General features: G+C 69.3%; 16 protein-coding genes. 5 read left to right on the top strand and 11 right to left on the bottom strand.

Annotated elements, in window-relative coordinates; all coding sequences use genetic code 11:
• Positions 1-2: 2 nt before the first annotated feature.
• On the top strand, positions 3-326 hold the full coding sequence (locus HEB94_RS40370; RefSeq protein ID WP_202896804.1) for a DUF4233 domain-containing protein: 324 nt from the start codon (positions 3-5) through the stop codon (positions 324-326).
• 76 nt (positions 327-402) lie between these two features.
• Positions 403-813 (top strand): nucleoside-diphosphate kinase, encoded by a 411-nt coding sequence (ndk, locus tag HEB94_RS40365; protein ID WP_192754717.1) that lies wholly within the window; start codon positions 403-405, stop codon positions 811-813.
• A gap of 24 nt (positions 814-837) precedes the next feature.
• On the opposite strand, the gene HEB94_RS40360 is transcribed toward ndk, so the two are convergent.
• The 3 genes from HEB94_RS40360 to HEB94_RS40350 form a co-directional block, all read right to left on the bottom strand.
• Positions 838-2,088, bottom strand: a complete 1,251-nt coding sequence (locus tag HEB94_RS40360) for an Nramp family divalent metal transporter (protein ID WP_192754716.1) — start codon at positions 2,086-2,088, stop codon at positions 838-840.
• A gap of 148 nt (positions 2,089-2,236) precedes the next feature.
• Positions 2,237-3,880, bottom strand: a complete 1,644-nt coding sequence (locus HEB94_RS40355) for a glutamate--tRNA ligase (protein ID WP_192754715.1) — start codon at positions 3,878-3,880, stop codon at positions 2,237-2,239.
• 43 nt (positions 3,881-3,923) lie between these two features.
• Entirely contained in the window at positions 3,924-4,955 is a 1,032-nt protein-coding gene (locus HEB94_RS40350) for a helix-turn-helix transcriptional regulator (protein WP_192754714.1), read from the bottom strand.
• 64 nt (positions 4,956-5,019) lie between these two features.
• Between HEB94_RS40350 and HEB94_RS40345 the strand changes: the two genes are divergently transcribed.
• Complete coding sequence (locus HEB94_RS40345; RefSeq protein ID WP_192754713.1) at positions 5,020-5,940, top strand: DinB family protein; 921 nt, start codon at positions 5,020-5,022, stop codon at positions 5,938-5,940.
• A gap of 53 nt (positions 5,941-5,993) precedes the next feature.
• Here the strand turns inward: HEB94_RS40345 and HEB94_RS40340 are convergent, their stop codons facing one another.
• Together HEB94_RS40340 and HEB94_RS40335 are read right to left on the bottom strand one after the other, a co-directional pair.
• Positions 5,994-7,430, bottom strand: coding sequence for a sulfatase family protein (locus HEB94_RS40340; protein WP_192754712.1), 1,437 nt, complete (start codon positions 7,428-7,430; stop codon positions 5,994-5,996).
• Positions 7,431-7,702: 272 nt separating this feature from the next.
• A complete protein-coding gene (locus HEB94_RS40335) occupies positions 7,703-7,909 on the bottom strand; it encodes a hypothetical protein (protein WP_192754711.1) in 207 nt (68 codons plus the stop codon).
• A gap of 288 nt (positions 7,910-8,197) precedes the next feature.
• On the opposite strand from HEB94_RS40335, the gene HEB94_RS40330 reads away from it, so the two are divergent.
• On the top strand, positions 8,198-11,203 hold the full coding sequence (locus HEB94_RS40330; RefSeq protein WP_192754710.1) for a helicase HerA-like domain-containing protein: 3,006 nt from the start codon (positions 8,198-8,200) through the stop codon (positions 11,201-11,203).
• Between the two features lie 214 nt (positions 11,204-11,417).
• On the top strand, positions 11,418-12,521 hold the full coding sequence (locus HEB94_RS40325; protein ID WP_192756249.1) for an IS630 family transposase: 1,104 nt from the start codon (positions 11,418-11,420) through the stop codon (positions 12,519-12,521).
• Positions 12,522-13,221: 700 nt separating this feature from the next.
• Here HEB94_RS40325 and HEB94_RS40320 read toward each other — a convergent pair.
• The 6 genes from HEB94_RS40320 to kdpF form a co-directional block, all read right to left on the bottom strand.
• Positions 13,222-13,896 (bottom strand): response regulator, encoded by a 675-nt coding sequence (locus HEB94_RS40320; protein ID WP_425550418.1) that lies wholly within the window; start codon positions 13,894-13,896, stop codon positions 13,222-13,224.
• Positions 13,897-13,907: 11 nt separating this feature from the next.
• On the bottom strand, positions 13,908-16,445 hold the full coding sequence (locus HEB94_RS40315; RefSeq protein ID WP_192754708.1) for a sensor histidine kinase: 2,538 nt from the start codon (positions 16,443-16,445) through the stop codon (positions 13,908-13,910).
• 65 nt (positions 16,446-16,510) lie between these two features.
• On the bottom strand, positions 16,511-17,101 hold the full coding sequence (gene kdpC / locus HEB94_RS40310; RefSeq protein WP_192754707.1) for a potassium-transporting ATPase subunit KdpC: 591 nt from the start codon (positions 17,099-17,101) through the stop codon (positions 16,511-16,513).
• A gap of 7 nt (positions 17,102-17,108) precedes the next feature.
• The gene (gene kdpB, locus HEB94_RS40305) at positions 17,109-19,208 is read right to left on the bottom strand and encodes a potassium-transporting ATPase subunit KdpB (RefSeq protein WP_192754706.1); all 2,100 of its coding nucleotides are present in this window, start codon (positions 19,206-19,208) and stop codon (positions 17,109-17,111) included.
• Positions 19,205-20,866 (bottom strand): potassium-transporting ATPase subunit KdpA, encoded by a 1,662-nt coding sequence (gene kdpA, locus HEB94_RS40300; RefSeq protein ID WP_192754705.1) that lies wholly within the window; start codon positions 20,864-20,866, stop codon positions 19,205-19,207. The genes kdpB and kdpA overlap by 4 nt, the downstream gene beginning before the upstream one ends.
• Complete coding sequence (gene kdpF / locus HEB94_RS49800) at positions 20,867-21,487, bottom strand: K(+)-transporting ATPase subunit F (protein ID WP_202896803.1); 621 nt, start codon at positions 21,485-21,487, stop codon at positions 20,867-20,869.
• Between the last annotated feature and the right edge of the window lie 89 nt (positions 21,488-21,576).

Genomic DNA, 21,576 nt, shown 5'->3' with positions numbered 1-21,576 from the left:
CGGTGCTCGCGGCGATCCTCGTCTTCGAGGCGATCATCATCGGACTCGCCATCCCGGTGGCCATCTCGCTGAACGACGTCCACGCCGGCCTGGCCGGTGCGGTCGGCGGAGGCGTGGCCCTCGCCTGCCTGGTGGTGACGGCGTTGCTGCGGTTCCCGTTCGGCCGGGTGGTGGGCTCGATCCTGCAGGTGGTCGCGTTCGCGCTCGGGATCGTCGTCCCACTGATGTTCGTCCTCGGCGCGGTCTTCGGGGTGCTGTGGTTCGTCTGTCTCGTCCTCGACCGCCGGATCGCGGCCATGCGGGCGGAGCGGGAGGCGTCCGGATGACCCGTTACGCTGCGCACGCCGTCCGTTCCCTCGACGCGGGCACTGTGTCCGCCCCTGAACCCACGGAGGAGTTCGCGTGTCCGAGCGCACCCTGATCCTGCTCAAGCCCGACGCCGTACGCCGCGGCCTGGTCGGTGAGATCCTCAGCCGCTACGAACGCAAGGGGCTGGCGCTGGTCGCGCTCGAGTTCCGCACCATCGACGCGGGGACGGCCGACGAGCACTACGCCGAGCACGTCGACAAGGACTTCTACCCGCCGCTGCGTGACTTCGTGACCAGCGGGCCGATGGTGGCCGGTGTCCTGGAAGGCGACCAGGCGGTCGAGGTCGTCCGGGCGCTCAACGGCGCGACGGACGGACGCAAGGCCGCCCCCGGCACCATCCGCGGCGACCTCGCGCTGTCCAACCGCGAGAACCTCGTGCACGGCTCGGACTCCCCGGAGTCGGCGGCGCGGGAGATCGCGCTGTGGTTCCCCAAGCTCTCCTGAGCCGTTCGTTCGGGCGGGCGGCGCTCAGCCGCCGCTCACGGTGAGGACGATCAGCGCGAGGTTGAGCGTCGTGACCACCGCCGCGATGACTCCGGCGGCGACCGTGGTGACCGGGTGGTTGACCGACCCGCCCATGACGTCGCGCCGCGCGGTCAAGAGCACCAGCGGGATCACCGCGAACGGCACCCCGAAGGACAGGACCACCTGCGACAGCACCAGCGCCTGGGTGGGGTCGGCACCGACGCCGAGGACCACCAGCGCGGGCGTCAGGGTGATCAGGCGGCGGAGCAGGAGCGGGATCCGCCGCCTGAGCATGCCCTCCATGATCACGGCGCCTGCGTAGCAGCCGACCGACGTCGAGGCGAGCCCGGACGCGAGCAGCCCGACACCGAACAGGATCGCCATCCCGCCGCCGAGTTGGGCACCGATCGCGGCGTGCGCCCCCTCCAGGCTGTCGGTGCCCGGCGTACCCCGAAGGGAACTCGCGGCCGCCAGCAACATGGCGAGGTTGACCGCACCGGCGACGATCATCGCCACCAGGACGTCGATCCTGGTGACGCCGAGGAAGCGCCGCAGGACCCGTCCCTGCGGCGGCCGTCCGTGCCGGTCGGTGGCGAGGCTGGAGTGGACGTAGACCGCGTGCGGCATCAGGGTCGCACCGAGCATCCCGGTCGCGAGGAGCACGCTGTCGGTGCCGTCGAAGCGTGGGACGAGACCGCCCACGACGTCTCCCGGGCTCGGCGGCGCGACCACCAGGCCGGCGAGGAAGCCGACCGTGATGACCAGGAGCATGGTGACGATCAGGCGCTCGAACGGGCGCTGGCCGCGGCGGTTCTGGACGGCGAGCACGGCCATCGAGACCGTGCCGGTGATGAGGCCACCGAGCAGCAGCGGCAGGTCGAACAGCAGCGCCAGCGCCACCGCACCGCCGACGACCTCGGCGAGGTCTGTCGCGACCGCGACGAGTTCGGCCTGGAACCAGTACGCCAACCGGGCCGGGCGGGGCAGATGATCGGCGATCAGGGCCGGCAGTGAACGCCCGGTGGCGAGCCCGGTCTTGGCCGAGAGGTACTGCACCAGGCCCGCCATGAGGTTCGCGACGACGATGACCCAGACCAGCAGGTAGCCGTACCTCGAACCGGCTGTGACGTTGGTCGCGACGTTGCCGGGGTCGACGTAGGCGACCGCCGCCACCAGGGCGGGACCGAGCAGGGCGATGCTGGCACGCGCGCGGGTGGTGCGGCTCCGCGACCGGGGCGTGGCCGACAGCGCCATGTGCTACCTCCCGGCGACTGGGATCCGGCCACCGGGAGGTGGCCACGCCTGCATGGTGCCACCCGGACCCGGTCGCGGGGACGGATGCTGCAGGACCGGACACTGTCCGGACCATGACACCACCGGACCCACGGTCCGGGCGGCGGCGTCAGGCGGTGAGCGCGCGGACCCGCCGGAGTACCTCGTCGGTTCCGAGAGCCCGGGCGACCGAGAAGAGATCGGGGCTGCGGGTCGACCCGGTGAGCGCGACCCGGATCACCTGGGCGGCCTCCCGGATGGAGCCGGGGTAGGCGTCCGGGTCCTTCTTGTACTCCTTGGCGTTCTTGGCGAAGCCGTGGCGTGCCGCGAGGTCGCGGATCTGCCCGAACCACTCCTGCCCGTCGTCGACGTCCTGGTAGGTGTCGGCGAACTCCGCCGCGAGCGTGCGCACGAGTGCCGGGTCGAGGCTGCCGAGCCGCTCGTCGGCGGGGTCGGACACGAGCGGGAACAGCCGCGGGAAGAAGAAGCCGTAGGCCGAGCGGAAGTCCGACCACTTGCGCAGGTCCTTGCGGGGGTTCTCGACACCGTCCCGCTCGACCGCGAGCGCCCGCAGCGCGAGGTCGCGCTCGTCGTTCAGCACCGCCACCAGCTCGGGGTCGTGGGTGGCGGCCCACCCGGCGACCTCGGCCAGGATGGTCTCACCGGACAGCGACGCGACGTAGTCGGCGCTGATGTCCTCGAGCTTCACGACGTCGACCAACGGACCCGCCACACCGCAGTCCTCGAGCCGGATCGGCGCCGCGAGCGCCTCGGCCAGCGGCAGCTCGGCGAGCCGGCCGTTGGCGAGTCCGCGCAGGTAGTACTGCACCGGCGGGGCGGGATAGCCGGCCTCGATGTAGAAGTCGACCGAGGACTCGGGGTCCTTGCGCTTGGACAGCTTCCGCTTGCCGCCGCCGTCCTGCTTGGTCAGCGGAGCGATGTGGGCGTACTCCGGAGGCTCGAACCCGAGCGCCTCGAACAGCTGGAGGTGCAGCGGCACCGAGGAGATCCACTCCTCGCCCCGGATGACCAGGTTGACCCGCATCAGGTGGTCGTCGACGGCGTGCGCGAAGTGGTAGGTCGGCAGCCGTGGCTCCTGGTCGGAGGACTTGAGGATCACGACGTCGTTGCGGTTGGCCTCGTGCGAGAGCGGCCCGCGGATGGCGTCGACGAAGCGCACCCGGGACCCGACGCGCGTCGGCGTACGGAACCTCACGACGAACGGCGCGCCCGCGGCGAGCTTGGCGCGGATGTCGTCCTCGGACGCGTCGCGCCAGATCGCCCAGCGGCCGTAGTAGCCGGTCGGCAGCTTCGCCTTCTGCTGCGCCTGGGTGATCTCGGCCAGCTCCTCCTTCGTGGCGAAGCAGAGGTAGGCCTTGTCCTGACGCAGCAGGTCACGCACGTAGCTGAGGTAGATCGGGGACCGCTGCGACTGGAAGTAGGGGCCGTAGTCGCCGTTTCCCTCGCCTTCGTCCGGCTCGACCGAAAAGTACCGGAACGCCCGCTCGAACTGGTCGAGCGCGCCCTCCACCTCCCGCGCCTGGTCGGTGTCCTCGATCCGGAGGAGGTACGTGCCGCCGCTGTTGGCCGCGACCGACCTGTCGATGGTGGCGACGTAGAGCAGGCCGACGTGGGGGGAGCCCGTGGGCGAGGGACCGAGCCGCGTCACCTTCGCGCCCTCGGGCAGCTGCCGGGGCGGGTACTGCTGCTCCCAGTACGCCGGTTCGGGCAGGTCCACGAGGAAGAGGGCGTCGATTTCGGCGCGGTCGAGCATCGGTGGGATCTCCACATCTCGGTGTTGGCGGCAACTGACGGTATCAACCTTGTCCCGCTGGCCGGGAACACGTCGCAGCTGGCCTGTCAGCATGATCCCACGGGACCGCCGACCCGTGCCGGCGGAGGAGTTTCGCCCCGAGTTCGCCGAGTGCCGTCCGCAGCTCCGGCGGCGCCAGGACCTCGAAGTCGCACCGGATCCGGCAGACGAAGTCGATCAGCGGAGCCAGCTCGCCCGCGGCGACCCGTAGCAGCGCGGCGCCCTCGCCAGCGGGCTCGACCACGCCGACCGTCGCGGGGAAGTCCCGTCGCGCCTGGTCGAGGTCGAGGTGGAGCAGGATGCGCGCCTCGATGGCCCACGGAGTAATCCCCGTACCCTCCGCCACCATCGCGGCGGCGTCCGGCGGGTCCGCCAACGCGTACCGCTGGCCTGTCAAGGTCGGGTTGGCGATGCGGTCGATCCGGAACGTCCGCCAGTCGTCCCGGTCGCGGTCGCGGGCGACGAGGTACCACCGGCGGCCGGTGTGCACGATCCGGTGCGGCTCGACGGAACGGACGGTCTCGCGGCCCTGGTGGTCGCGGTAGGAGAACCGGAGCCCTTCGGTACGCCGGCAGCCGGTGGCCAGCATCACCAGGACCTCCGCGTCGATCATCGGCAGCTTCGGCCCCGGCAGCTGGTCCGTGCTCGCCCGCACCGCGCTCACCCGCTCCCGCAGCCGGGCCGGAAGGACCTGTTCGAGCTTGGCCAGCGCGGCCACCGCCGCGTCCTCCACCCCGGACACGGTGGTCGTCGTGGCGACCCGCAGGCCGACCGCGATCGCCACCGCCTCGTCGTCGTCCAGCAGCAGTGGAGGGAGCCGGCCGGAGGTGCCGAGGTGGTAGCCGCCATGGACGCCGAGCGCCGCGTCGATCGGGTAGCCGAGGGACCGGAGTCGGGTGACGTCGCGGCGCAGGGTCCGTGTGGTGACCCCCAGCCGCGCGGCGAGCTCCTCGCCCGTCCACTGCGGACGGGTCTGGAGGAGCGAGAGCAGCCGGAGCAGGCGCGCGGCGGTGTCGGCGGAGTCGGCGGTGTCCATTGCCAGGGGATTCTCCCAGGAATGGCGGACCGATTCTGTCCGGCAACGGGCATACCGTGCTGCCATGACCAGGGAGATGAAACCCCATCTGCTCGAACTGTCCGATTTCGCCTGGGAACGGCTCTGGAACCGCCTCGCCGGCCTCACCGACGAGGAGTACCTCTGGGAGCCGGTCCCGGACAGCTGGACCATCCGGCGTCACGAGGACGGTTCCGTCGCCGTGGACTCCTCGGTGCTGCCGCTCGAGCCGCCGCCGTTCACCACGCTCGCCTGGCGGATCGCGCACGTGACCGACGTCCTCGGTGCCGAACGGACCGCCACCTGGTTCGGGCTGACCCCGCTGGCCGGAGAGGAACCCGGCCCGCCGCAGGTCGACGCGAAGGCGGCGCTCGCCGCGCTGGAGCACGCGCACGCGAGCTGGCGACGACGCCTCGACGCGCTGGACGAGGAGGCGCTGGCGCGGCCCATGGGCAAGATCGCCGGGCCCTACGGCGAGCAGGACGGCTCGGCGTTCGCGCTCCACATCCTCGACGAGCTGATCCACCACGGAGCGGAGATCGGAGTCGTCCGCGACCTGTTCCGGGCGAGCCGGCCCAGGAGCGCCTTCGTCGACGCCTGCCTGCGGGGTGACCACGACGAGGCGCGCACGATCCAGGAGCGGACGCCGGGGATCATCGCGCGGACCATGGCCGAACATCCCGCACTCGTGTCGCAGGCGGCCTCCCGGCAGCGCTGGGACGCCGTACTCCTGCTCCTCGATCTCGGCTTCGGCGTCGACGCCCCGACACCTTCGTCCGCACCCTCTCCGCTCCACTACGCCGCGGGTGCGGGCGAACTCGACGTCCTACGCAGGCTCGTCACGCTCGGAGCCGACCTGGACCGCCGGGACCCGACGTTCCAGGCCACCCCGCTCGGGTGGGCGGAGTTCCTCCACCAGGAGGAGGCCGCGGCGTACCTGTCCTCCCTCCCGGCCCGCCAGCCCTGATCGCCCTGATCCCCTGATCCACGGCGGAGTCGTGGGGGGTACGCGCGTTCTCCCTACCTGTGTTGGTGTCCGAAGCGCACCGGCGTCCAGCGACCGTCGTGCACCGCCGGGTCGACCCGACGTTGGGCGCCGCTCGGTACCTCGGGTGCCGGCTCGATCACCGGCTCGGCCTCACCGGCGGCGACGATCCGGGCGAGGAGCCGGGCCCGCAGCCGCTCGGCGACGGCGCGGTGCGAGGCCATCCCGGCGAGGTTGACCAGCTCGTAGGGGTCGTTGGCGAGGTCGTACAACGCGGTCTCGACATAGCGGCTGCCGGCCAGGTCGTCCCACGGGTGGGCGTCCGGGTCGACGGCGTAGTACTTCCACCGGGACGTGCGGATCGCCCGCCCGACCTCCGACTCGCTGACCTGGACGAACACCTCCGTGGGCCACTCGGCGTCGGGGTCGCGGACGAGCGGGAGGAAGGAGCGGCCCTGCATCGCCGCGGGCACCTCGATCCCGGCCGCGTCCAGCAGTGTCGCGGGCAGGTCGATCGTGCTCACCGGATGGTTCAGGGCGCCGCCGGAGTCGAAGCCCGGGCCGCGCAGCGCCAGCGGCACCCGGACGGAACTGTCGTGGCAGGAACGCTTGTACTCATCGTTGCGGGTCTTGAAGTGGCTGCCGTGGTCGGAGGTGAACGCAAGGATCGTGTCGTCGAGCAGGTCGAGGGTGCGCAGCGCGTCGACCAGCCGCCCGAGCCCCTCGTCCACCCGGCGCACCTGTCCGCAGTAGCCGCCGAGATGCCGGTGGGCCGTGCCTCCCTCGGCCGACAGCGTGGCCAGGTCGGGCGGCAGCCAGCGGCCCTGGTATCGCTCGGCGTATCCCTTCGGTGCGGGATAGGTGTCGACCTCGTTCTGGTGGTGCGGCTCGATCAGCGACAGGAACAGGAAGAACGGCCGTTCGGCGGGGGAGCCGTCCGGCTCGGTGTGGTCGGCGACGAACCGGATCGCCGCGTCGAACAACGCGTCCGACCGGTAGCCCGGCAGCAGCACCGGCTCGCCGGCCTCGTCGAACATCACGGTGCGGTAGGCGTCGGAGACGAACTCCAGCACATTGGCGCCGAGCCAGGACTCATAGCCGCCGCGCTGCTCCGGTGGGACGGGCTCGGCGCCAGCGAGGTGCCACTTCCCGATGTAGCCGGTGGCGTAGCCCGCGTCGCGGAAACACGTGGCGAGGGTCGGGCCGTCCTCCGGCAGCGTCCGGCCGTTGCGGTGGACACCCGTCGTCGTGGGGTAGCGGCCGGTCTGGATGGCCGCGCGTGCGGGCGCGCAGACCGGCTGCGGGGTGATGGCCTGGACGACATGGGTGCCGGAGCGTGCCATCGCGTCGAAGTTCGGCGTGAGGTCGAGCGGGTTGCCGTGGACGCCGGTGGTGTCCCAGCGCTGCTGGTCGGTGAACACGACGACGACGTTGGGGCGGCGGGCCGGGCGGCCGGTCGCTGCGTCGGGCATGGTCGGACCTTCCTGTCGGTGGCGGCACCGAGGCGGCGGCCGTGAGGTGCCACCAGCGTGACGTCCTCCTGGTCGACCAACCTACGGCCGACCCGAGGCGTGCTCGAGGTGAGGTGCGGCGGTGCCGAGGCCGGGTGGGCGTCTCGAAGAGCAGGCACCGGCGAAGAACGGGACGACGACAGTCGGGTCAATGCCGGGTCAATGTCGGGTCGATACAGTCGCGTCAATGTGTCCGGACGCGCGGTGCGGCGTCAACGGTTGGTTGCGCTGGCTCAGGCGCCGGGAAGCACCGTGCGGGTCACGGTGACCGCCACGCTGAGCGTGACGGTGCCGTCGTCCTCGCCCGCCGCGAGTGGCGGCTCTCCGACGTGGACCGGGGCTTCGTCAGTTGCGCCGAGCGTGCGAGCCCTGGAAGCCCAGGCCTCGACGTCGGCGAGGGTGAGCCCCGCGCCGGTGGGGAGCAGGAGGTAAGCCGCCATGGCGCCTATCGTGCCACCCGCGATCGATCTCGGCCACGGCAGGCGCGCCCTCGCGGCGGAGAGATTTCAGTTGGTCGCGCACAGGCACTTCCGGGGGCTTTCGGACCCGGACGACGCGAGCGGAAAGCCGCTACGATCCATGATCGCGATCGTGCGTCGGCCTCGGATCACCTGTCGTACCGTCAGTTTGTCTCGTTGACAGGCAATCTCTTTCGACCTGTCGACCCGATCACGCGTACGGCCGTGACGCGTGCGGCCGCGGCCGGACCGCGACGTGGAGGAGGGGACGTGCGCGTGTGGGAGTGGCTCGGCACCACAGACGCGGACCAGGTGATGGAGGTACCGCGGCACGACGTCGGCCAGACCCGCCGAGGAAACGGTGAGCTGTCAGGACCGCCTGGCGACCGCACGGACGAGGGCGCACCACAGCGGCTCGCGGCTCTGACGGCGGCGTTCCACACACCGACGACACCGCCGCTCGCCTGGATCTGGCGACGACCCGCACCTGGCGCGCCGGTCGAGATCATCGCGGCGGGTGCGGCGCCCGTGCCGCCCGGCGCGGGGACGTCCTCGCTGCGCAACGGCGAGTTGCGCACCCGACTGACGACGCTCCGGAAGTGGACGTCGGTCTCGGTCCGTCACGACGGCCTGCTCGCCAACACCGACGGCGAACGTCGTCCTTCCGGCCCGTCGAGCGCGCTCTCCGCCTCGCTCGAATCGGTGCTGCTGGGTGTGTGGGAGGCACCGTTCGCGCTGGCGGTCCTCGCCACGCGGGTTCCGGTGCCGGAGTTCCTGCCGGTGATCTCCGAGGTGGCCGACTCCGCCCGGCAGTCCAGGTCACGGGCCGAGTCCTCACCCGATCACGCCGTGGCGCACGACCGTGCCCGAGCCTGGCACCGTGAGTTGCGATCCGCCGAGAGTTACGGTCTGTGGCGGGCCAGGGTCTTGGTGGGCGGTTCCGACGAGGTGGCGGCTCGCTCCCTGGCCGGACTGGTCGTCGCCTCGATCGACCTCGACGGTCACTCCTACACGCTCGTGCCGGGCCCGGACTACGGGAGCCCGGACGCCGTCCTCGCCGTGGAGGACGGCGACCTCGCTGGGTCCCGCCTGCTCGCCGCCCTGACCAGGCCTCCGGCGACCGAGATCCCAGGGGTGCGCCTGACGCTTCCGTCGGGGTTCGACGTCACGCCGGAGCGCCTCGTCGATCCAGAGCACGACGCCTCCGGTGCGCGGGCCGGGGTTCGGCTCGGCGACGTCCTCGACCGGCAGCGGCGCGTGGCGGGTGCGATGTCGCTACCACTGGGCAGCCTGAACCGCCACACCTTCGTCTGTGGTGCCACCGGCGCGGGCAAGTCCCAGACGGTGCGTGCCCTGCTGGAGCAGGCGTCCGCCGCGGGAGTTCTATGGCTGGTGGTCGAGCCCGCCAAGGCGGAGTACCGCCTGATGGCCGCCCGACTGAGTTCTTCCGCGGAAGAACGGGCCGCGGCGGAGCACGCCGAACCCGCCGTCGTCGTGATCCGTCCGGGCGATCCGTCGACGATGCCCGCGGGGATCGACCCGCTGCGTCCGATCGAGGGCTTTCCGTTGCAGACGCACCTGGACCTCGTACGCGCGCTGTTCCTCGCGGCGTTCGACGCCGACGAACCATTTCCGCAGGTGCTCTCGGCGGCGCTGACCAAGGCGTACGTCGAACAGGGCTGGGACGTCGCCCTCGGTGAGGCCGTCCACGACCGGCACGTGCCGCGTTACCCGACCCTGGCCGACCTCGAGCGTTGCGCGATCGAGGTCGTCGACCAGATCGGCTACAGCAGGGAGATCACCGACAACGTCCGCGGCTTCGTCAAGGTGCGGTTGGCGAGCCTCCGGCTGGGGACGACCGGGCGCTTCCTGGAGGGCGGCCACCGGATCGACATCGGCAAACTGCTCGAACGCAACGTCGTCCTGGAGATCGAGGACGTCGGCGACGACCGCGACAAGGCGTTCCTGATGGGGACCGTGCTGATCGCGTTGACCGAACACCTGCGCGTCGCCGCGCGGCGTGACCCGGGTGCCTACGCGACGCTGCGGCACCTCACGGTGTTCGAGGAGGCGCACCGGCTGCTTCGCCGTACGGACGACACCCGCGGCGCCGCGGCCCACGCGGTCGAGATGTTCGCCGCGCTGTTGGCCGAGATCCGCGCCTACGGCGAGGGACTCGTCGTCGCCGAACAGATTCCCGCCAAGCTGATCCCGGACGTCATCAAGAACACCGCCGTCAAGATCGTCCATCGGCTTCCCGCCCGGGACGACCGCGACGCCGTGGGTGCCACGATGAACCTGTCCGAAGCGCAGTCGGCGTACGTCGTGACGCTGCCGCCGGGGGAGGCGGCGGTCTTCACCGACGGCATGGACAACCCGGTGTTGGTGCGGATGCCCGACGGTACCGAACGCGAACGCCGCTCGGCCGACCACGAACTCGGTGGTCCGGCGCTGGTCAGCTCGCCGATCTCGGGTCGCTGTGCCGCCCTCTACGACACCTACGACATGCCGCTCACCGACCACGTCCGCGGTCAGCGTCTCGTCCAGGAGTTCCCTGACCTACGGGTCTTCGGTGAGCTCGCGGTCATCGCGCACCTGACGAACCTCCCCACCCCCACCCTGCAGGAGGAGTTGCGGGCCGAACTCGAGGCTCGTCCCGCGGGGGTGGTGAAGATCGCCGCCGCGGTGGCGACCGACGAGGCGGTCGCGGCCCGGAGCGGATTCCTCGCCGACCGGATGAGACCAGACTCGTTGGCGACGCACGTCGCGGACGCGATGCGGGCGCGAATCCGCGACCTCCCCACCTGTGAGTACGAAGAGCCGCAGTGGCTGGCGCGGGCGTTCGAGCTGGACATGGTCTACCGGCGGCTTCGGCAGGGTGCCGCGCAGACGGCCCGCGATGGTGCGGGAGACGGTGCGGGCGATGGTGCCGGTGCCGCGAACGGCCATGACGTCGGACCTCGGCCCGAACTCGCGAAGCTGATCAGACTGCACGACCGTACGACGGTGGAGCAGCCGAGTGGCGACGATCAGCTCGCCGCGGTTCTCGCCCGCCGCAGGGAGATCCTCGCCAGCGGCGCCGTGGAGGACGCGATCTTCGGGATGGGCCACCGGTCGGCGTTGGAGGAGGTCGCCGGAATCTCCCGGATCGAGCCAGGATGGCCTTCCTGGGTGGATCAGACGACGGAGCGACTCGGAGCTCCCTGGCTGGCGGGCTACCTCAAGGTGCCGTACGCCCAACGGCACGGGGACGGAGGAACCGTTCGGGCACGGTGACCGGCCAGGGGAGCGCGACGGTGGCGAGCGACCGCTGACCTCGGCCGAACTCGTCGAGGCACCAGAGCGATACGCCAGGCCAATGCGGCTGACCTGTCCCGACCGCTGTTCGACCCGCTCGCCGATACCGACATCGCGAAGGTCACCCGCCTGCCGGTGAAGCCTTCTACGCCCTAGTGTTCCCCGCCGGAAATTCGTATGTTAAATCGGTATGATGGTGTCCGTGGCTCGTACTGGGCGGCCGAAGGCCGAGTTGGTGTTGTCTGCTGGTGAGCGGGAGCAGTTGGTTCGTTGGTCGCGTCGGGCGAAGTCGTCGCAGGCGTTGGCGTTGCGGTCGCGGATCGTGTTGGCGTGTGCGGTGCCGGGGGCGGTGAACAAGCAGGTGGCGGCCGACTTGGGGGTGTCGCCGAACACGGTGAACAAGTGGCGTCGGCGGTTTGTGGCCAAGCGGTTGGACGGTTTGGTCGATGAGCCGCGGCCGGGTCGTCCACCGTCGATCTTGTTGGACAAGGTGGAGGAGGTGGTGGTTGCGACGCTGGAGGAGACGCCGGTGAGTGCGACGCACTGGTCGCGGAGGTCGATGGCGGCGCGTTCGGGTTTGTCTGAGTCGACGATTGGGCGGATCTGGGCGAAGTTCGAGTTGAAACCGCATCGCAGTGATGGGTTCAAGCTCTCCACGGATCCGTTGTTCGTGGAGAAGGTGGTCGATGTGGTCGGGCTGTACCACAACCCGCCGGAGCGGGCGGTGGTGTTGTGTGTGGATGAGAAGTCGGGCATGCAGGCGTTGGACCGCTCCCAGCCGGTGCTGCCGGCCATGCCCGGGATGCCGGAGCGGCGCAGCCACGATTACGTCCGCCACGGTGTGACCAGCCTGTTCGCCGCGTTCAACATTGCCGATGGCACGGTGATCTCCCAGACCCACCGACGACGCCGTGCTCTGGAGTTCAAGAAGTTCCTGATCGCGATCGACAAAGCGGTCCCTGCCCAACTCGACGTCTACCTCGTCTGCGACAACCTTTCCACTCACAAGACCCCCGCCATCAACGACTGGCTCGCCCGCCATCCGCGCTTCCACATGCACTTCACCCCGACCGGGGCCTCCTGGCTCAACCAGGTGGAACGCTGGTTCGCCTTCCTCACCGACCAACTCCTACGCCGCGGCGTCCACAAAAGCGTCCAGGCGTTGGAGAAAGACGTCCGCGAATGGATCAAGAACTGGAACACCGACCCGAAACCGTTCGTCTGGAAGAAGACAGCCGAAGAAATCCTCGACTCCCTCGCCCGATATATCGCACGAATTTCCGGCGGGGAACACTAGATGATCAGGAGATGCGCAAGATTGCTTCGGCGCTTCCTCCTGAGAAGGGTGCATTCACAGCTGATCTACAAGGGGACCCGACAAGCGTGAGAGTTGGAAACGACTCCTTCGCGGCCGACGAATTCGCCGACTTCCTTGCTAGTGACGAGTCGACCTGGGAGGCGAGCCCATGCGCCTCTTCTCGTGTGAAACTGGAAAGGCGTGAACCCATTTGCTCAAAGACTGGCTGACCAGCTCAATGTTCCGGTGACAGCTCCAAATCAGCTGGCTTGGTCGGATCATCATGGCAACTTCTTCGTGCCAGCGAGACGACTGACATGTATGGGAACCCGGTCGCCGCGTCGCCGCCGGACGGTTCGAGCCGGCCGAACGCCGCCGGCTGGTGTCGTTTCTTCAGAATTACAGGCCTAATCGGCCGCATGAGACTGCGCGGAACGAAGCGCTTCGCTTACTCACTGACAGCGAGTCCCGTAACGCGTGAGTGGCTGTAGCTGCGGTTCCTGCTCGACAGCGAATTCTCAAAGGCGCAGGATCCGCGCCGTCGAGGCTTCGCAGCTCCTTTCGCGGAAGAACCGGCTCCGGGCCGGAGTGTCTCCTACCGAAGAGTCGATACGAAGAACTGGCGTTCTTCCGCGGAAGAACGCCAGTCGGCAGAGCAGGAACCCCAGCTTCGAAACCCCGAGGAAACCACCACCGCTCGCTACGGCTCGAAGCGGTAGCCCATCCCGGGTTCGGTGATGAGGTGGCGCGGATGGGCCGGGTCGGGTTCGAGTTTGCGCCGTAGCTGGGCGATGTAGACACGCAGGTAGTTGGTCTCGGTGGTGTAGCCGGGTCCCCACACCTCCTGCAGCAGTTGCCGCTGCCCGACGAGGTGGTGCGGCTCCCGCACCAGCGTCTCGAGCAGGTGCCACTCGGTGGGCGTGAGCCGTACGTCGGCACCGTCGCGGATGACCCGCTTCGCCGCGAGGTCGACGGTGAACGTCGGTGTCGTGATCACGGGCGCGCCGGCACCGCCGGGCTGGCTCCGGCGTACGGCAGCGCGCAGCCTGGCCAACAACTCGTCCATGCCGAACGGCTTGGTCACGTAGTCGTCGGCCCCGGCGTCGAGCGCCCGCACCTTCTCGGTGGAGGAGTGGCGGGCGGACAGGACGATGATCGGCATCCGGGTCCAGCCCCGAAGCCCGCGGATCACCTCGATCCCGTCGAGGTCGGGCAGCCCGAGGTCGAGGACGACGACGTCGGGGTGGGCGCGTGCGGCGAGTTCGAGCGCGCTGCGGCCGTCGGCCGCGAGGTCGACGGCGTAGTGCCGAGCGCGCAGGTTGATCGAGAGCGCGCGTGCGAGCTGCGCCTCGTCCTCGACCACCAGGACTCGCACCTCTTTGCCGCTCACGTCGCGACTCCGGCCGGGACGTCGGCGAGCTCCGGGGAGCCACCGCCAGCGGCCGGAAGGGACAGCACCATCGTGAGGCCACCTCCTGGGGTGTCCTCGGCCTGCAGAGACCCCCCGACAGCGTCCGCGAATCCCCGCGCCACGGCGAGCCCGAGTCCGACGCCGGTGCCGGCCGAGACGTCACCCAGTCGCTGGAAGGGTTCGAAGATCTTTTCCTTGGTCGCGTCCGGTACGCCGGGGCCCCGGTCGACGACCCGGATCTCCACCCGGTCGCGCAGCGCGCTCGCGGTGAGCATGACCGGCTGGCCGGGAGGGTTGTGGCGTACGGCGTTCTCCACGATGTTGGCGACTGCCCGCTCCACCAGTCCAGTGTCGACCATGACCGGGGGCAGCGCCTCCGACAACGAGACCTTGACGGTCTCCGCCTGAATGCCGATCAGCGCGGCCGGGACGACCTCCTCGACGCTGACCTTGCGGAGCAGCGGCCGAACGGCCTCGGCCTGGATCCGGCTCATGTCGAGCAGGTTCGTGACGAGTCGGTCCAGCCGGTCGGCCGACTCCTCGATTCCGGCGAGGAGTTCGGCCCGGTCGTCCTCGGACAGTTCGACGTCGGTCTGCCGCAGGCTGCTCACCGAGGCCTTCACCCCGGCGAGCGGGGTACGAAGATCGTGGGAGACGGCCGCGAGCAACGCCGTCCGGATCCGGTTGGCCTCGGCGAGTTTGTGGGCTCGGCCGGCCTCCTGGGACAGCCGTCGGCGTTCCAGCACGACGGCCGCGTGGTCGGCGAATGCCTCCAGCACGCGGCGGTCGACGGCGGGGAGAACCCGGCCACGCAGCACCAGCGTGTAGTGGTCGTTGACGCCCGCGTCGACGTCGGCGTCGGCGGGACGGGTCGCGGGATCAGGTCCCGCGGCGCCGACCATCCGCCAGGTGTCCGGATCGTCGGACTGGCGTTCGAGGAGCGCGGCCGAGGTCATACCGAAAGTCTCCCGGACCTGCTCCAGCAACGCCTCCAGAGCCTTCTCGCCACGCAGCACACTTCCCGCGAGCGTCGACAGCGCGGCGGCCTCCGCCGCCGCGTGGGTCGCCTGGCTGGTCCGTCTCGCGGCGAGGTCGACTACGGACGCGACGGCCACCGAGACCACCACGAAGATCGCCAGCGCGACGATGTTCTCGCCCTGGGCGATGTTGAGCGTCCCGGTGGGTTCGGTGAAGAAGAAGTTCAGCAGCAGGGATCCGAACACCGCGACCACCAGCGCCGGGAGAAGTCCGCCGGCGAGCGCGGTGGCCACCGCGAGGGTGAGGTAGAAGAGCATCTGCATGGCGAAACTCGCCGTGCCCCGGGTCGAGATCAGACCCAGTGTGAGCAGCGGCGGGCCGGCGAGGGCGAGGACCCAGCTCAGCACCAGCCGGCGCCGGCCGACGCTGCGGCGTACGCCGGGCAGTCGGCCGGGCGACTCGTGCTCCAGGGGGACGATGTGCACGTCGATCTCCCCGGCGACACGGGGCACGATCGTGCCGACGCCGGGCCGGATCAGGTGCTGCCAGCGGTTGCGGCTGCTGCTCCCGAGCACAAGCTGGGTGGCGTTGACAGCCCGGGCGAACTGCAACAGCGCTTCCGGGATGTCGTCCCCGACGACCTGGTGATAGGTGCCGCCCATGCTCTCCAGCAGCGCGCGCTGGTGCGCCAGGGTCGTCGGTGAGGAGCTGGACAGCCCGTCGGAGCGGACCACGTGGACGGCGAGCAGCTCACCTCCGGCGCCCCGGGCCGCGATCCGGGCGGCGCGGCGCATGACCGTCTCGCCTTCGGGCCCGCCGGTGAGCGCCACGACGACCCGCTCGCGGGCCGGCCACTGGGCCTCGATGTCGTGGTCGGCGCGGTACTTCGCCAGCCCCTCCTCCACCCGGTCGGCCACCCACAGCAGGGCGAGCTCGCGGAGGGCGGTGAGGTTGCCGGCGCGGAAGTAGTTGCCGAGTGCCGCGTCGATCTTCTCCGGCGCGTAGACGTTGCCGTGGGCCAGGCGTCGCCGGAGCGCCTCCGGCGACATGTCCACGAGCTCGATCTGGTCGGCACGGCGTACGACGGCGTCGGGGATGGTCTCCCGCTGCTTGATGCCGGTGATCGACTCCACCACGTCGTTGAGCGACTCGAGGTGTTGGATGTTGACGGTCGTGATGACCCGGATACCGGCGTCGAGGAGTTCGTCGACGTCCTGCCAGCGCTTCGCGTTACGGGATCCCGGCACGTTGGTGTGGGCGATCTCGTCGACCAGGACCACCTCGGGCCGGCGCCGCAGGATCGCGTCGACGTCCATCTCGGTGAACGTCTTGCCGCGGTACTCGATATGCCGCCGTGGCACGCGTTCGAGGCCTTCGGCCATCTGCTCGGTGAGAATGCGCCCATGGCACTCGACATAGCCGATCACGACGTCGGTGCCACGGTCGGCACGACGGTGCCCCTCGCCGAGCATGTCGTACGTCTTGCCGACGCCCGGTGCGGCACCGAGATACACGTGAAGTTTTCCTCGCGCCATGCCCCCCATTGTCCGCCCGGGGCGGGTCACGGTCCGCCCCGGGCGGAGCTGGCGGTGGTCCTCGTTCACCCTCTGCCGCTCGCCTGGTTGAGCGCGAGGTTGAGCTCGACCACGTTCACTCCGGGCTCACCGAGGAAGCCCAGGGAAGGATTGTCGGTGTTGTCCTTCACGAGTTGCTTCACCTGCTCGACGGACAGGCCGCGAGCTTCTGCGACCCGGTTGACCTGGATCGCGGCGTATTCGGGGGAGATGTGCGGGTCGAGGCCGCTGCCGCTGGCCGTCACCGCGTCCGGCGGCACCTCCGACTGGGGAACGCCGTTCTCCTTGGCGACCGTGGCCTTGCGCTCCTTGACCATCTTCACCAGGTCAGGGTTGGTCGGACCGAGGTTGGAGCCATAGCTGTTCATCGCGTCGTAGGGCGTGTCACCGGTCGCCGACGGCCGCGAGTGGAACCACCGTGGGCCGTCGAACTCCTGACCGATCAGCCGGGAGCCGACCACCTGTCCGTTGGAGTGGATCAGCGAGCCGTTCGCCTGGTCCTTGAAGGCGACCTGTCCGACCGCCCAGACGGCGAAGGGATAGATCAGGCCCAGGATCACGGTCAGGACGATCAGGGCGCGAAGCGCCGCGCCGAGTTGTCGCACAGTTGCCAGCACGGTTTGTTCACCCGATCCCAGGAATGAGCGAGATGATGAGGTCGATGATCTTGATGCCGATGAACGGCACGATGATGCCGCCCAGGCCGTAGATCCACAGGTTGCGGCGAAGCATCGACGCCGCCGACGTCGGGCGGTACCGAACACCGCGCAGCGCCAACGGGATCAGCGCGATGATGACGAGGGCGTTGAAGATGACCGCGGAGAGGATCGCCGACTCCGGAGTGGCGAGCCCCATGATGTTCAGCTTGTTCAGGCCGGGATAGACGGCCGCGAACATCGCCGGGATGATCGCGAAGTACTTCGCGACGTCGTTCGCGATGGAGAACGTCGTGAGCGCACCACGGGTGATGAGGAGCTGCTTCCCGATCTCGACGATCTCGATGAGCTTCGTCGGGTTCGAGTCCAGGTCCACCATGTTGCCGGCTTCCTTCGCCGCCGGCGTACCCGTGTTCATCGCGACACCCACATCGGCGGCGGCGAGGGCCGGCGCGTCGTTGGTGCCGTCACCCGTCATCGCGACGAGCTTGCCGCCCTCCTGCTCGCGCCGGATGAGCGCCATCTTGTCCTCGGGCTTGGCCTCGGCGAGGAAGTCGTCGACGCCGGCCTCCTCCGCGATCGCCTTGGCGGTGAGCGGGTTGTCGCCGGTGATCATCACCGTGCGGATACCCATGGCCCGCAGGTCGTTGAACCGGTCCCGCAAGCCTTCCTTGACGATGTCCTTGAGGTGGATGACACCGAGGACCCGGGCCTGTCCGTCGCGTCGTTCCGCGACCACGAGCGGAGTTCCACCCGTGTTCGAGATCGAGTCGACGACCTCCGCGGTGTCCCGCGGGATGGTACCGTCGTAGTTCTGCACCCAGCGCAGGACGGCACTCGCCGCACCCTTGCGGATCTCGTGCTCACCGGGTTGGTCGACACCGCTCATGCGGGTCTCGGCCGCGAACGGGATCACGGTCGAACCGGCGAGCTCACGGCCGCGCAGGTCGTACTTCTCCTTGGCGAGGACGACGACCGAACGACCCTCGGGCGTCTCGTCGGCGAGGCTCGCGAGCTGCGCCGCCTCGGCGACCTGCTCGGAACTGACGCCGCTGACCGGAACGAACTCGACCGCCTGACGGGCGCCGAGGGTGATGGTGCCGGTCTTGTCGAGCAGCAGCGTCGACACGTCACCGGCGGCCTCGACAGCCCGCCCGGACATCGCCAGCACGTTGCGCTGGACGAGCCGGTCCATGCCCGCGATACCGATGGCGCTCAGGAGCGCGCCGATGGTCGTGGGGATCAGACAGATGAGCAATGCGACCAGGACGACGATACTCTGCTCGCCGCCGGAGTACCCGGCCATCGGCTGCAGCGTCACGATCGCGAGCAGGAAGATGATCGTGAGGCTGGCCAGCAGGATGGTCAGCGCGATCTCGTTCGGCGTCTTCTGCCGGTTGGCACCCTCGACGAGGGCGATCATCCGGTCGATGAAGGTCTCACCGGGTTCGCTGGTGATGCGGACGACGATCCGGTCCGACAGGACCTTCGTGCCGCCGGTCACCGCGCTCCGGTCACCGCCTGACTCACGGATGACCGGAGCCGACTCGCCGGTGATGGCCGACTCGTCGACGCTCGCGATGCCGTCGATCACCTCTCCGTCGCCGGGGATGGTGTCGCCTGCCTCGCAGACCACCAGGTCGTCCACGTGCAGGCTCGTCGCCGGCACGCGTTCCTCGGTGCGGTCGACGCGCAGCCGCCGCGCCTCGGTCTCGGTCTTGGCGCGCCGCAGCGTGTCGGCCTGAGCCTTGCCGCGACCTTCGGCGACCGCCTCGGCCAGGTTGGCGAACAGCACCGTGAGCCACAGCCAGACGACGATCAGCCAACCGAACAGTGAGGAGTCGGCGATGGTGAAGACCGTCGTCAGCGCGGCGCCGATCTCGACCACGAACATGACCGGCGACTTCACCATCAGCCGTGGGTCGAACTTGCGGAACGCGGACGGCAGCGCATCGATCAGCTGGCCGGGGCTGAAGGCCCCGCCCGCGATCCGGTGCGGACCCACGGGTTGCTGTAGCGATTCGGGCGCCAGGTGCCCGCGGGGTTTGGTGGGAGAGGGGTGTGTCATGAGAGACCCTCCGCGAGCGGGCCGAGAGCGAGTGCGGGGAAGAACGTCAGCCCGGTGACGATGATCGTCACGCCGACGAGCATGCCGGCGAACAGCGGCGAGTGGGTCCGAAGGGTGCCAGTCGTCGCGGGTACCGGTTTCTGGTTGGCCAGCGAGCCCGCGAGGGCGAGGGCCAACACGATCGGGATGAAGCGCCCGAACAACATAGCCAGTCCGAGCGCGGTGTTGTAGAACGGCGTACCCGCGGTCAGTCCGGCGAAGGCCGAGCCGTTGTTGTTGGAGGCTGACGCGAAGGCATACAGCACCTCCGACATACCGTGCGGTCCCGGGTTCAGAATGGACGAGCGTCCAGTCGGGAGTGCGAGTGCGAGGCCCGTACCGATCAGGACGAGTGCCGGGGTCGTCAGGATGTAGAGGGCGACGAACTTCATCTCCCGGCTACCGATCTTCTTGCCGAGATACTCCGGCGTACGACCGACCATGAGGCCGGCGATGAAGACCGTCATCACGGCGAGGATGAGCATGCCGTAAAGGCCGGTGCCGACACCGCCTGGTGCGACTTCACCCAACACCATGTTGAAGATGGTGATTCCGCCGCCCAGCGCCGTGTACGACGCGTGCATCGAGTCGACCGCACCAGTCGAGGTGAGCGTCGTCACGGCCGCGAACAGCGGCGAGGACGAAACGCCGAACCTCGTCTCCTTGCCTTCCATGGACGCGCCCGCGACCTGCAGCGCGGCCCCGGGGTGGGCGAACTCGACCGCGTAGATCGCGACGATCGAGCCGAGCGCGATCACACTCATCACCGCGAGGATCGCGTAGCCCTGCTTGAGACTTCCGACCATCCGCCCGAACGTCACGGGAAGTGAGATCGGGATGATCAGGATGAGGAAGATCTCGAACAGGTTGGTGAAGCCGTTGGGGCTCTCGAACGGGTGCGCCGAGTTGGCGTTGTAGACACCACCACCGTTCGTGCCAAGCTCCTTGATCACTTCCTGGCTCGCGGCGTTTCCACCAGGCAGGTGCTGGGTTGCGCCGGCCAGGGTGTGGACCGTGGTCGGGTCGGAGAGGTTCTGGACGACACCGTTCGCGACCAGGATGATCGCGCCGACGAAGGCGATGGGAAGCAGGATGCGCAGGTTGGTGCGGACGAGGTCGACCCAGAAGTTGCCCAGATCCGGTGTCCTGCGTCGCGCGAATCCGCGGACGAGGGCGATCGCCACCGCCATACCAACGGCCGCCGACACGAAGTTCTGCACCGCGAGGCCGGTCATCTGGGTGAGGTAGCTCATCGTCGACTCGCCGGAGTACCACTGCCAGTTGGTGTTCGTGACGAAGGAGACCGCCGTGTTGAACGCGCCGTCCGGCGGGACCGGCTTCATGCCGGCCGACAGCGGCAGCCAACTCTGCACCCGCTGCATGAGGTACAGGAACAGGACGGAGACGAGGGAGAACGTCACCACACTCGCGGCGTAGACCGTCCACCGTTGTTCGGAGTCGGGGTTGACTCGGAGGACGCGGTAGAGCCCGCGCTCAAGCTTCAGGTGCCGGTCGCTCGAATACAACTTGGCCATGTACTCACCGAGTGGTCGGTGGACGATGGCGAGCATGACGACCAGGACCGCGACCAGCAGTACGGCCGTAAGACCCGGGCTCATTTAGAACCTTTCCGGACGGATGAGGGCGAAGACGAGGTAGATGACGAGCAGGATGGCGAGCACCAGCCCGACGACGTTCTCGGCGGTCATAGCCGTGCCGCTCCCCTCAGGACGGCGACGACGACGCCAAAGGCGACGATCGTCACGAGGACGAAGATGACGTCGGCCACGGTGGGTCACTCCTTCGAGGGACATGGTGAGAATCAGGTCTGCGACCGGCCAGTCGCCGCCTGCGGAAACTGCTGCCCAGGTCGACCTGCTCCACGCGCAGACCGCCAGGGGTGCACCCAGGCAGACGGCGAGAAGGAGCAGGTCCTGTCGACCGAACGTCAGCGTTCCGAACGAGTTGACGATGAATCCGGTGGTGAAGGCTGAGCACAGGGTGCCGAGCCCGGCCGCCGCCGGAGCCGTGGAACGGATCGACCAGAGCGCTGCCAGTGCCAGCACGACAAGGGATCCCAGGTCACCGCGGAACCCGATCCCTCGCACGACGAGCGTGACCGGGAACAACATTCCGGCCCCGATGCAGAACGTCACCCACGCCGGGACGAGTTCGACGGCTGGGCGGGGGGCGGCCGACCGCATGAGCATGGTCGGATCCTCCTGTCCCTGGTCGACCATCGCAGATTCGTTCGATTGCGCGGCACGGACCATTGAGGTGCCGGCCCGGGCGGCTCCATTGAATGAGAGATCGGGCATCGTCAATACCC

The organism is Actinopolymorpha pittospori, assembly GCF_014873875.1.
In the GTDB taxonomy this organism is placed as follows: domain Bacteria; phylum Actinomycetota; class Actinomycetes; order Propionibacteriales; family Actinopolymorphaceae; genus Actinopolymorpha; species Actinopolymorpha pittospori.
This window is presented reverse-complemented; position numbering and strand designations above follow the sequence as displayed.